Here is a 12,130-nt window from a genome sequence, read left to right as displayed (position 1 = left end):
TGGTGAATTAGAGTAGGCTTCAACACTTTTTACTGACTCTACCATCTTTCTATAGGTTTGTTTATACACACCGAAACGGCGTTTGAATTGTTCATCTGATAAGTTTTGATAATCCATAATTTTGCTATGTTTATTAGCAAAATTATAGATGATTTCCTGACCTAAGATCACATTTTATTCTTTTTTCAACTTCAATCTAAGAATTGAGAAAAAAGCAAAACCTTATATTATACCATAAAAAAATTATGCAATAGGTCTAATCGGTCAATCATTTGAGGGTGTTGAATTCTTTCTGTTTATGTTTAGGGAAAAAGACAAGCCCAACCTTTCCGCTCTAGGGTCAAACTTTTCATCCATGTGTGATTGTAAATAGACAAGATTAACCAAATAATAAAATTTTTCTTAAATTTATCCAAAGCCTGATTATTCACCGCAATAAGGACAGCATTATTGAGAATGAGGTAAGCTCAAGGAGTTCTCAATCAACAGAGGCAATAAATAAGACTATTTTTCCAAAACTGTCACACAATCAAAGAATAAATCGGCAATATTTCAGGGGAAATAAAACTATTTTCTATCAACAAATGCTCAAGCTTATTATAGTTTTTTGGGGCTGATAACGACTTATATCTACCAAATATAAACCGATAATTTTCTTTTTTCATATATTAATTACCGTCCAAATATACACCTTTATCTTCTTACAATAAACCAACCACCACATTCAAATAACTACCTATTTCTTAAATTGAACATTCTCCTCACTCCAGTCCGGTTAATTTTTGCCTTAACGTTTTCTGCGGTTTGATTGCTTACTGTCACCAACTGAAGAAACCTTCCCTTTAGATGTACTGGCTTTTACCTCAATCTGCTTAACCGGAACCGTGGCTAAATTAATCTTTTTTTTCTAAGTTCCCTGGAAAGATTAAGGTAAAAATCAGAGCTATCGCCCCTTAGATTGGCCGATCATGGCTATTTGCCACCGGTTCGGGGCTATCCTCGCCAATCCAAGCCCTGACTAACTCGTAGCAAAGACCGAGCAGAACCGGCCCGACGAATAAACCAATAATCCCGTAGGCGATCACTCCCCCGAACACCCCTAGCAGAATCACCACCATGGGAATGGGCAGGCCGCGCCCCATTAAGATCGGTTTGAGGAAATTATCGACCAAGGTGGCGGGAATCATCCAGAGGGTAAATAATAGGGCGATGGAATTGGGTAGTGTTACCCAAGCGTGAATGAGCGCCCCCAAGACAATCAAACCGGGGCCAATTTGGAGAATGCCCAAAATTAGGGTGAGGAGAGTTAATAAACCGGCCGCAGGCGTTCCCACCGTTACTAAACCGATGCCGATCAAAAGACTCTGGATAATGGCAACGCCAATAATACCGCGGCTAACATTGCGGACGGTGGAGGCGGTAAGACTGGCCAGCGCGATTCCTCGACCCGGGGCGATTTTTTCCGCTAACCGGTTCATCAGGTGAGTCAGATTTTTAGCGGAGAGGGTGAGGGCCGCCGCAATCAGAATCGAGGCGATAAATTTCAGCACCGTCAGACCGGTACTGGTGGCCAGAGAAAGGGAGATTTTCCCCAGTTCTTTTAATTGTGGCTCGAAGCGTTGAAGAAATTGACCCGTGTTATCTGATGCCTGCTGCCAGAGACTGGCAATCCTTTCGCCGATCAGCGGCCAGGTGGCCACATCGGTGGGGGGAGGGGGAATCAGCACCGCACCAGTATCGATATATTCGGCCATCGTTCGCAGATTACCCGCCAGAACCGCTGCAATGCCACTCACCGGACCGATAATAATCCCTAGACAAAGTAGGGTGAGGAGAACTGTGGCCAGTTTTGCCCGGCCAGCAAGTAACTTTTGTAACCAGAGAAAGAGCGGATACCAAGCGATCGCTAGAATTGCTCCCCAGAGGATCATGGTTAGGAAGGGACGCAGCAGGGTAAAACCAGCAAATAACAACAGGCCGAGAAAAAACAGCCGGATGACGAGATCGATAATTTTAGCGTCATTTTTCATCAATAGCGATCGCCTTTTGGCTAGATGAGGACATTTCTGCAATTATGGCAGTTTTTCGTTATCGGTAGTGATTCGCTAGTAGTGGTGAGCCGTTTTGCTGATCTGGTGGGGATTGTGTAAAATGTTTCCCGATCAAAATAACTGCCCGATAAATCTTGATAACTGATTCTTTCAGGGTAAATCTCCTGACAAATATTTTTTTGGTCGGTGCAATGCTTACTTTAAATAGTCTTGATCGAGTAAAATCGACTAATTTAATCTATTAACAAGGATGCAAGCAAATTTATTAGAAGTGCGCGGAGCTACCCGTCGATTTGGGGGATTAGTCGCTGTGGATGGGGTTTCCTTTCAGGTACAAAAAAACGAGATTTTTGGCTTAATTGGACCCAATGGGGCGGGAAAAACGACTTTATTTAATCTGATCACCGGTTTAATCCCCCTATCGAGTGGTGATTTAATTTATCAAGGGTACAGTCTGGCGAATTATCGTCCTCACCAGATCGCTCAGGCAGGAATTGCCCGTACTTTCCAGAATTTGCGCTTATTTGGCGAATTATCGGCTTTAGAAAATGTGGCGATCGCTGGTCACATTCACAATGGCTCCAATCTCTGGACAGGAATGTTGGGTTTACCAGTTTCGAGAGAGGAGGAGGAAAAAACCTACGAAAGAGCAGAGAAATTATTAGATTTAGTCGGATTAACTGACCAAAGCAATCGGAAAGCCTCTAATTTAGCCTATGGTGATCAAAGACGCTTGGAAATTGCCCGCGCTTTAGCTTTGCAACCCCAGTTATTACTCCTCGATGAACCGGCAGCCGGGATGAATCCCAGCGAAAAGGGGTCATTAAGTCAGCTAATTCGACAAATTCGTGATAATTTAGCTTTAACTGTCCTGTTAATCGAACATCATGTGCCTTTAGTGATGGGATTATGCGATCGCATTGCCGTGTTAGATTTCGGTAAGTTAATCGCTTTGGGAGAGCCGGCCACAGTCAGGGAGAATCCCGCAGTGATTGAAGCTTATTTAGGGGATGAATAAGGATTTTAGATATAGCAGCTATCTTCATGGTCAGGTACGAAGTTTTCGTTTTGGGGAGCCGGTCGTCAGTTATCAGTTAACAGCCTTTTTCTCCCTTCTCCCCACTCTCCTACTGCACTAAAGCGACGGAGAATGTCATACCTGAGCTTATTTTTTTAGACAAATTACTGCATTTTTAGCATCCATTCTACTGTGCGTTCATACAGTTCTAAATTACCAGTTTTTATCAAAGCATTAGCGGCTTTTTGCAAATAGTTAAGGCTCGCTACTCGGCTACTAGGATTTTTATCATCGTAGGTAGCAAGAGCCAAATTATAATAAGCTTCGCCATAATTAGGCTGATAACTAATTGCTAATTGATCATCCGCAATCGCTTCTTTCTTCTCGCCCATTTTTTCCTTAACTAAACCTCGATTATAGTAAGCTTCAGCATAGTGGGACTGGAGAGAAATAGCCATATTTAAATCCTCCAAAGCACCAGTATTATCTCCCAAATCAAAGCGAATAACTCCTCTTTTTTCTAAAAACCCTTGACAAATGGCGAGACTTGCTTTAGACTTTATGTATAATGGGAATCCGTGCACAAATATATATAGGGTTTTTGAGCAAAGATAAGAGAGAAAAAAATAGCCTCAAAAATCGGGTAGGAATAAGGATATAAGGTATGAAGACTGAAATTTTCTCTCCCCGACAAGCATTAAACAAAGCATTCCTGAGTAGGGATAATTCATGAATTATCCCTACGGAATTATCCCTACGGAATTATCCCTACGGAATTATCCCTACGGAATTATCCCTACGGAATTATCCCTACGGAATTATCCCTACGATCTGAATTGTTGTTACGGTGATTATAAAATCGGCTCGATTTTTTTCTCAAAACCCTTGACAAATGGCGAGACTTGCTTTAGACTTTATGTATAATAGGAATCCGTGCGCCCATATATATAGGGTTTTTGAGGGAAGATAAGAGAGAAAAAAATAGACTCCAAAACCGGGTTGAGTAGGAAGAGGATAAAGGTATGAAGACAGAAAATTTCTCTCCCCGACAAGCATTAAACAAAGCATTCCTGAGTAGGGATAATTCATGAATTATCCCTACGGAATTATCCCTACGGAATTATCCCTACGGAATTATCCCTACGGAATTATCCCTACGATAGGAATTGTTGTTACAGTGATTATAAATCCTTTCTACCGAAGCTTTGCCAAAACTGAACTTCCTCCTGACTAGGTTTGACTTGCTGATTTTCGATATCTTGATGCCACTTTAAAGGATTATTAACAATATATTCTCTAATTTTCGTTAAGGAAACCTCATCACGGATAATATGTTCATAATAATTCTTTTGCCAAACCGATTGACCTTGAGTAGCTTGCAATTGATTAATCAGTTTAGCGCTATTCATTTTAAAATAACCAATCACTTTAGGTAACAACATTTTTCTCCTTTCCTTCGGTAGAGATAATTCATGAATTATCTCTACTGGTTTATCAATAAATATTATCCCATGAATATGATTAGGCATAATTACAAATTCATCTAAAATAACCTCTTTATAACGAGTCTCTAAACTATGCCAAATATCCTTAACAACTTGACCAAATTGATTAAGATTCATAACATTATCTTGTATGTCACCTAATAAATTTTCACTATTTTTAATACAAATTGTTACGAAATATGCACCCGATTGAGAATAATCATAGCGAGATAATCTTAAGGAACGACGATGGTGTTTCTCAGAAAAGTTATTCATTTATTCATCTCCTTGTCAGGACAATAAATAGGAATCTTATTTTAGTTTTTGGCTATTTAGTAAAATAAGATCAAGCTGAAGATAACAATAATTGTAACTGCTCGGTCTCGCGTAGCGAGCGCGTTGCGACCGCTTCCTTTAACTCTACCCCTGCAAACTTACTGGCAATTTCCCTCACATCTTGGGAACTGGGGAAATTTTCCGAAAAACCCTTGACAAATGGCGAGACTTGCTTTAGACTTTTTAGATAATGGGAATCCGTGCGCAAATATATATATAGTTTTTGAGCCAAGATAAGAGAGAAAAAAATAGACTCAAAAATCGGGATGGGTAGGAATAGGGATATAAGGTATGAAGACGGAAATTTTCACATAATATCGTAGGGATAATTCATGAATTATCCCTACGGAATTATCCCTACGGAATTATCCCTACGGAATTATCCCTACGGAATTATCCCTACGGAATTATCCCTACGGAATTATCCCTACGGAATTATCCCTACGATCTGAATTGTTGTTACGGTGATTATAAAATCGGCCTGATTTTTTTTCTGAAAACCCTTGACAAATGGCGAGACTTGCTTTAGACTTTATGTATAATGGGAATCCGTGCGCCCATATATATAGGGTTTTTGAGCAAAGATAAGAGAGAAAAAAATAGCCTGAAAAACCGGGTTGGGTAGGAAGAGGATAAAGGTATGAAGACAGAAAATTTCTCTCCCCGACAAGCATTAAACAAAGCATTCCTAAGAGTCAAACCGAGTCGTAGTCAGGTGGAGAAATTTCAAACCCACCTAGAACAACTTTTGGGGAGTATCAACGAGACAGAATCGGAGGAGTTCCACAAAAACCTGCTTGCAGACTTTCTCAAACACAGCTACTATAGTCCCCAACATTTCATCAACACCAAGGGAAGGAATGATTTAGTCATCCATAATGGGAAAGAGTCGCGGGATTCCGTGGGGGTGATACTGGAAGTCAAGAAACCCAGCAATAAAAGCGAGATGCTGCGGAGAGACAAACTCAACTGTAAAGCATTACAGGAATTACTCCTCTACTTCCTACGGGAAAGAATAACCGAGAAAAACCTAGAGATAAAACACCTGATTGCTACCAATATATATGAGTGGTTTATCTTCGATGGGAATATCTTCGAGAGACTATGCGCACAAAATCAGGAACTTGTCAGACAGTTTAATGACTTTGAGACGGGGAGACTAACGGGAAAAACCACCGACTTCTTCTACAAACAGATAGGAGAACCCTTCCTTAACTCCATACTCAATTCCCTGACATACACCCATTTTGACTTGCGGGAATACTCCCAAACCATCCGGGAGGACGAACATAACCTCATCAGTCTCTATAAAATCTTTTCTCCCGAACACCTCTTAAAACTCCCCTTTGCGAACGATAGCAACAGTCTCGACAAAAACTTTTATAGTGAACTGCTGCATATCATCGGATTGACAGAGATAAAAGAGGGAGGGAAAAAACTCATCCAACGTCTGCAACCGGCAGCGCGTCAACCCGGTTCGCTGCTAGAGAACGCTATCAGTCAAGTGGAGAGTTTAGATAAAATCTCTCGTTTACCCAATCCCGAAGAATTTGGGGAGACGGAAGAGGAGAGACTATTTAATATCGGTTTAGAGTTGGGGATAACCTGGATAAATAGAATCCTCTTCCTCAAACTATTAGAAGCGCAGATAATTAGGTATCATCGGGGGGATAAATCCCTAGGGTTTCTCAATTTAGGCAAAATTGCCGACTATGACGACTTAAATCGCTTATTTTTCAGCGTCTTGGCCAAAAAACAGACAGAAAGAAGCAAAGACATCCAGAATACCTATACTCAGGTTCCCTATCTCAACAGTTCCCTATTTGAACCGACAGACTTAGAACAATCAACCATAGTTATCAGTAACCTGCGTTCGGAGAATATAGAGATTTTTGCAGGAACAGTCCTAAAGGATAGTCAGGGGAAAAAGCGAACAGGAGAAATCAACGCTTTAGCATACCTATTCGAGTTTCTCAATGCCTACGATTTTAGCAGCGAAGGTGGGGAAGCGATACAGGAAGACAACAAGACTCTTATCAATGCGTCGGTGTTGGGATTAATCTTCGAGAAAATCAACGGATATAAGGATGGTTCCTTTTTCACCCCCGGTTTCATCACTATGTATATGTGTCGGGAAACGATTCGACGCGCAGTGATAGAGAAATTTAACCAGAGTCAGGGATGGAATTGTCAGACAATCGAGGATGTGTATAACCGCATCAAAGATAAAACGGCAGCCAATGCTATTATCAATAGTCTCAAAATTTGTGATCCTGCGGTGGGTTCGGGACATTTTCTTGTTTCTGCTTTGAACGAGATAATCGCAATTAAGAGTGAGTTACAGATTTTAGTGGATAAAGAGGGGAAAACTCTCAGGGATTATCGGGTTGAGGTGGTGAACGATGAGTTAATCGTCACCGATGATGACGGTAATCTGTTTGAGTATAATCCCCGCAGTCGAGAAAGTCAGCGAGTACAGGAGACTTTATTTCAGGAAAAACAGCGTCTGATTGAGGGGTGTCTCTTTGGAGTTGATATCAATCCCAACTCGGTGAAAATCTGTCGGTTGCGTTTATGGATTGAGTTACTCAAGAATGCTTACTACAAAGCAGATAATGAGTTAGAGACGCTACCGAATATCGATATTAATATCAAGGTTGGCAATTCTCTGATTAGTCGCTTTGGGTTATCCAATGATTTACAAGTCTTTTCCCGCAAAAGTCGTTTAAGTATCGAGAGTTATAAGGATGCGGTGAGAGTCTATCGCAACGCGGAGGATAAATCGCAAAAGCGCGAGATGGAGAGATTGATAAGTGAGATTAAGAGTAGTTTTCGTCAGACTTTACAGGGAGATAATCCTCTGAAAAAGCGCTTGCGCGGTTTGGAAACGGATTTATATAGTCTAGAGAATCAAATTTTGTTATTTGAGGAGTCACCCAAGGAAAAGAAAGCGCGGGAAAGGAAGATTATTCAGTTAAGGAATGAGATTGATAAGTTACGTCCGCAACTAGAGGAGATTGAAAGCGGTAAGATTTATCATAATGCTTTTGAATGGCGCTTCGAGTTCCCCGAAGTTCTAGATGATAAGGGGAATTTTATCGGTTTTGATGTGGTAATTGGCAATCCTCCTTATGGAGTGAAATTCAAGGAAATGGAAAAAAGATTGTATAAAGAATTTTATACAACCATAGATGATATTTACACAATTTTTATGGAAAAAGCTACTAAAATATCTCACAAATCAGGATTTTTCTCTTTCATCACACCAATATCTTGGTTAACAGGTGATAAATATTATTCCACAAGAAAAATCATATATGAAAATTCTCATTTAGTCTTAGGAATAACTCTACCCTATGATATATTCAACGATGCTTATGTAGATACTGGAATTTATTTATTATCTAAAAACAAATCTTTAAATATGTCGTTGGTATATGAATTTAATCCCAGAGATAAAATAGATTTTAATATTATAAATTCCTTAGATTATCATATACTTAGCCAAAAAGAATGGTCTAACAGTCAAGATTTAAAGCTAATTTTTAACCCTCTGTCAAAACTACTGAACAATAAACTAAGTAAAATTCAAACAACTATCGAGGACATTACTGATTCAGCTAGAGGTATTTTAGCTAATAAAAATGATTATTCTTTAAATAAAATTGATGATTTTCACGAACCAATTTTAACTGGCAAGCTTGATAGATACTTTCTAGAAGATGTTAATGAATACATAAAATATGGAGACAATCTTAGGGAGAAACCGTCATCATTTGATTTTTTTACAGGAGAAAGAATTCTTGTCAGAAGAATTATAAGTAGACAGTTTAGAATAATGGCAACTTTGACTCAAAAACCACTTGTTGTTAAGAAAGATATTTATATTTTTAAATTAAATACGGACAGGTTCTCAATCAAATATCTCTTATCTATTATTAATTCTAAATTCGTTTCTTATCTTAAAACTAAAAACTCTACATCGGCAAAAAAAGATGATTTTACTCAGCTAACCATGAATGACATCAGAAAGTTAAGAATTCCTATTCCTACTCCCAATCAAGTAGTCAATATCGAAAATATTGTAGATCAAATTCTCACGGCTAAAAAATCTAGTCCCAAAGCTGACACCAGCGAGTTAGAAAAAGAGATTGACAAAATAGTGTATGAATTGTATGGATTAAGTGAGGAAGAAATCAGGATAATAGAGGGGGAAATAAAATAAATATAAATGTAGGGTGTGTTAGCGAAGCGTAACGCACCCAAAAGCATCCCAAAGGACTGACAAAAATTTTATCCCCCTAAATCCCCCTTTTTAAGGGGGACTTAAATTTAATACATTTGTTCTTATGAACTCCCAATCGAACTTTAAAACCCATCTCCGCGCTTCCCCTATACCTTCCTCTTACCTATTGCAAGAGTGCCTTATCTCAACAAGTAATTTAAATTCAGTACAGCTTACACCCAAAAGAATCTCAACCAAAATGCTTGACAAAAGCCAAGACTTGACTTATACTTTTTATATAATGGGAATCCGTGCCTAAATATATATAGGGGTTTTCAGAGAAATTAACGAGCGAAAGAAATAGGGACGAAAAGGAAAGCTTTGCCGCAAGGATTAAAGCTGGTTTGGTTAGACTAACTTTATCAGTACCTTTTGAGGAGAGAAAAGTTATGGCTGAGTCAAAAAGCTGGGATTTTCAGAGATTTTGGCAAACTCTAGACTATTTTGATAGTATTCCCCTGTGGAGTTGTCTGCAAAAGCTGCTCGGTTTCGGGGAAGATAAAAAAAATCAGCTAACAAATGAGCAAGGGATAGGGATGAAGACCATTTTAGTCATTGGTGGGGAAAATGCGATCGGTAGAAAAGTAATCCCGCAACTACAGCAGCAAAACTATCAAATCCGCGCTTTAGTCGATAATATCGAGTCTGCACGTCAATTATTGGCTGAAAATGTCGATTTATTTGCTCTGCAAACCCCGCAATTATTCACAGGGATTGAGAGAATTATCTACTGTCAAGGGGAGAATAACCGCCATAGTTTAGCTAATTTACTCGATTTATTGAAAAATGCTGGGATAACCGCCGAAAAAACCCTCTTTGACTTTAGCAATCCCAGCAGTGATATAAAAGCAATCTGGGGTGCGGTGGATGATGTGGTAATGGGAGGAGTGAGTGAGAGTCAGATAACCCTAACCGGAGGACGAGCGCTCTTTTCTGGTATCGTTAGAACCGAAAATAACGGCGGTTTTGCCTCAGTTCGTACCAGAAACCTGAATCCTCCCCTAAATTTATCTAACTACGAGGGAATAGAATTACAGGTACAAGGGGACGGAAAACGCTATAAATTAATTCTGCGTTGTGAAGGACGTTGGGATGGCATCGGTTACTGTTATTCTTTTGATACATTTGATCGCAGCTGGCAAAAGATTTCTATTCCTTTTGGTGATTTAATCCCAGTGCTGCGGGCCAAAACGATGAGAGATGCAGCACCCTTTGATAGCAGTAGCGTCTATGCTTTGCAGTTAATGCAGAGTAAATTCGAGTACGATGGGGCCTTAAATCCTCGTTTCTCCCCGGGGTTATTTGCTTTAGAAATTGTCACAATTAAAGCCTACGGTGGCAAAAACCGCTTAATTATCGTTAAAGAAGGAGAAATCGCCGAAAAAAGCCTTTTAGATGCCAGTGGTTATCCCTACGAAGCGATCGATTCTGCCGAGATTTTCGCTAAACTTAATTAATTTAAATAAGCTTGCATCTCAAGTTAAACTACAGAACATCGGGTTAAGACCATGACTATCGGGAGCATAATTAAGGAGGTATGTTCATGAGTGAACAGAATCCCTACGAACAACTTGGGGTTACTGAAGAATCCTCTTTTGAAGAAATTCAAGAGGCCAAACAAAGACTGGTGCAACAGTATCAAAATGATAGCAAAATTGTCGAATCGATCGAGGCGGCCTACGATTCTGTCCTCATGGATCGACTGCGGATGCGACAGGAGGGTAGAATTAAAGTACCCGATCGCATTCGTTTTCCTGAACGTCTGACGATTCCGGTGGAAAGTAAACCGGTTACTAGCAGCAAATCTCCTAACTGGTGGCAAAGCTTAATCGACACACCTTCTGCACAGGATATCGGCGTACCGGCAGTGATTTACGCTTGTTTAGGAGCAATAACGCTGTTAGTTCCCGATCCCAGTGGCTCCCTCTTACCGCTGCTCTTAGCTTTTGGCGTTTTCGTTAATATCTATTTTTTCAACCGCAAAGAAAAACGTTTTGGCCGCGCCTTACTATTCACTCTCGCTGGTTTAGTGCTAGGAGTCGCTCTGGGAGCGGGATTAGCCAGTTTAGCGGCCAAGGCTGATTTGAATATTCTCGGTGATCGCCAAATTTATGCGCTCATCACTTTTCTAATCTTTTGGGTGATTAGTAGTTTTTTCCGTTAACCAATCGCTCGCAGGGAGCCTAAGATCACGTCCAATGCTTCGCCAAGGTTATTGACGATATAATCAGGCTCGTAGCTCTCTAAACGGGAACGGCTGCGAATCCCCGATAATACGCCAATAACCTTAATATTTTGGCTCTTAGCGGCGGTAATATCCGCTTCCGTATCCCCCACCATCCAAGTGTCGGCAGCCGCCGGCAGTTCCTTAGCGGCCTTAGCCATAAGCAGGGTTTTGTCGCGCACGTCGTTGGTTTTGGTGTAATTGTTATTTAGACAATAACGACGATTAGCGGCGAAAAAACGACCGATATCGTGGCGATTAAAGGCATGATCTAGCTCGGATACCCGCCGCATCGTCATGACGACTAAATCGATCTTTAACTCTTGGATTTTCTGGAGAGTTTCCAAAGAACCAACCACCGGGCGATCGTGGACAAGATAGGGTAAAGTATGGACAGTTTGACGACGAAGATGGGCAAATTTACGCGCTTGATCTTCATCTAATCCTGACATTTCCCCGATACGCTTCTCAGAAACCTGCTCCCGTTTTAACTGCCAGAATTCCGCTTTCGATAATTCCCCGATAATTTGACCTTTATAGGCGGTTTTCTGTAAACAGTCTTGATAAACTTGGTAATATCGCTCCGATACGTCCATTATCGGCCCGTCAAAGTCGCTAATTAGTCTCAACATCGTTCTAATACTTCTCGCTTTATTAATTTTTATATACAAGTTACCCTAGAGTCTTGACAATGACAAGAGTTTTGTCAGGAAAAAAATTAGGGAAGTGGGG

8 protein-coding genes and 3 pseudogenes are annotated in these 12,130 nt (G+C 40.2%); 6 read left to right on the top strand and 5 right to left on the bottom strand.

Annotated features, from left to right (window positions below):
- Window positions 1-117, bottom strand: a pseudogene (locus IQ242_RS06575) (IS5/IS1182 family transposase); the annotation flags it as partial.
- 630 nt (window positions 118-747) lie between these two features.
- Here IQ242_RS06575 and IQ242_RS27030 point away from each other — a divergent pair.
- Window positions 748-846: pseudogene (locus IQ242_RS27030) on the top strand (IS982 family transposase); the annotation flags it as partial.
- Window positions 847-953: 107 nt separating this feature from the next.
- Here IQ242_RS27030 and IQ242_RS06570 read toward each other — a convergent pair.
- The gene (locus IQ242_RS06570; protein WP_193959421.1) at window positions 954-2,030 is read right to left on the bottom strand and encodes an AI-2E family transporter; all 1,077 of its coding nucleotides are present in this window, start codon (window positions 2,028-2,030) and stop codon (window positions 954-956) included.
- A 271-nt stretch (window positions 2,031-2,301) separates the two neighbouring features.
- Here IQ242_RS06570 and IQ242_RS06565 point away from each other — a divergent pair, with 271 nt between their 5' ends.
- On the top strand, window positions 2,302-3,069 hold the full coding sequence (locus IQ242_RS06565) for an ABC transporter ATP-binding protein (RefSeq protein WP_193959420.1): 768 nt from the start codon (window positions 2,302-2,304) through the stop codon (window positions 3,067-3,069).
- A 164-nt stretch (window positions 3,070-3,233) separates the two neighbouring features.
- Here IQ242_RS06565 and IQ242_RS06560 read toward each other — a convergent pair.
- A pseudogene (locus IQ242_RS06560) lies at window positions 3,234-3,584 on the bottom strand (tetratricopeptide repeat protein); the annotation flags it as partial.
- Between the two features lie 214 nt (window positions 3,585-3,798).
- Between IQ242_RS06560 and IQ242_RS06555 the strand changes: the two are divergent.
- Window positions 3,799-3,993, top strand: coding sequence for a hypothetical protein (locus tag IQ242_RS06555; RefSeq protein ID WP_052276227.1), 195 nt, complete (start codon window positions 3,799-3,801; stop codon window positions 3,991-3,993).
- A 257-nt stretch (window positions 3,994-4,250) separates the two neighbouring features.
- On the opposite strand, the gene IQ242_RS06550 is transcribed toward IQ242_RS06555, so the two are convergent.
- Complete coding sequence (locus IQ242_RS06550) at window positions 4,251-4,829, bottom strand: transposase (RefSeq protein WP_193959419.1); 579 nt, start codon at window positions 4,827-4,829, stop codon at window positions 4,251-4,253.
- A gap of 700 nt (window positions 4,830-5,529) precedes the next feature.
- Between IQ242_RS06550 and IQ242_RS06545 the strand changes: the two genes are divergently transcribed.
- The 3 genes from IQ242_RS06545 (at window position 5,530) to IQ242_RS06535 (ending at window position 11,338) form a co-directional block, all read left to right on the top strand.
- Complete coding sequence (locus IQ242_RS06545; protein ID WP_193959418.1) at window positions 5,530-9,114, top strand: TaqI-like C-terminal specificity domain-containing protein; 3,585 nt, start codon at window positions 5,530-5,532, stop codon at window positions 9,112-9,114.
- Between the two features lie 449 nt (window positions 9,115-9,563).
- Window positions 9,564-10,631: a CIA30 family protein gene (locus tag IQ242_RS06540; RefSeq protein WP_193959417.1), complete on the top strand. Its 1,068-nt coding sequence runs from the start codon at window positions 9,564-9,566 to the stop codon at window positions 10,629-10,631.
- 86 nt (window positions 10,632-10,717) lie between these two features.
- Window positions 10,718-11,338 carry a CPP1-like family protein gene (locus IQ242_RS06535; protein ID WP_193959416.1) on the top strand — a complete coding sequence of 207 codons (621 nt, stop codon included), beginning with the start codon at window positions 10,718-10,720 and terminating at the stop codon, window positions 11,336-11,338.
- Here the strand turns inward: IQ242_RS06535 and IQ242_RS06530 are convergent.
- Window positions 11,335-12,030 carry an HAD family hydrolase gene (locus IQ242_RS06530; protein WP_193959415.1) on the bottom strand — a complete coding sequence of 232 codons (696 nt, stop codon included), beginning with the start codon at window positions 12,028-12,030 and terminating at the stop codon, window positions 11,335-11,337. The genes IQ242_RS06535 and IQ242_RS06530 overlap by 4 nt on opposite strands.
- Window positions 12,031-12,130 lie beyond the last annotated feature (100 nt).

This window comes from Microcystis sp. LEGE 08355, from assembly GCF_015207185.1.
GTDB classification, from domain to species: domain Bacteria; phylum Cyanobacteriota; class Cyanobacteriia; order Cyanobacteriales; family Microcystaceae; genus Microcystis; species Microcystis panniformis.
This window is presented reverse-complemented; position numbering and strand designations above follow the sequence as displayed.

What these genes read in the sequence shown, in the direction of transcription:
- IQ242_RS06565 (WP_193959420.1), top strand. Translation starts at nt 2,302, where the DNA reads ATGCAAGCAAATTTATTAGAAGTGCGCGGAGCTACCCGTCGATTTGGG.
- IQ242_RS06555 (WP_052276227.1), top strand. Translation starts at nt 3,799, where the DNA reads ATGAATTATCCCTACGGAATTATCCCTACGGAATTATCCCTACGGAAT.
- IQ242_RS06545 (WP_193959418.1), top strand. Translation starts at nt 5,530, where the DNA reads ATGAAGACAGAAAATTTCTCTCCCCGACAAGCATTAAACAAAGCATTC.
- IQ242_RS06535 (WP_193959416.1), top strand. Translation starts at nt 10,718, where the DNA reads ATGAGTGAACAGAATCCCTACGAACAACTTGGGGTTACTGAAGAATCC.
- IQ242_RS06570 (WP_193959421.1), bottom strand. Translation starts at nt 2,030, where the DNA reads ATGAAAAATGACGCTAAAATTATCGATCTCGTCATCCGGCTGTTTTTT.
- IQ242_RS06530 (WP_193959415.1), bottom strand. Translation starts at nt 12,030, where the DNA reads ATGTTGAGACTAATTAGCGACTTTGACGGGCCGATAATGGACGTATCG.
- IQ242_RS06540 (WP_193959417.1), top strand. Translation starts at nt 9,564, where the DNA reads ATGGCTGAGTCAAAAAGCTGGGATTTTCAGAGATTTTGGCAAACTCTA.
- IQ242_RS06550 (WP_193959419.1), bottom strand. Translation starts at nt 4,829, where the DNA reads ATGAATAACTTTTCTGAGAAACACCATCGTCGTTCCTTAAGATTATCT.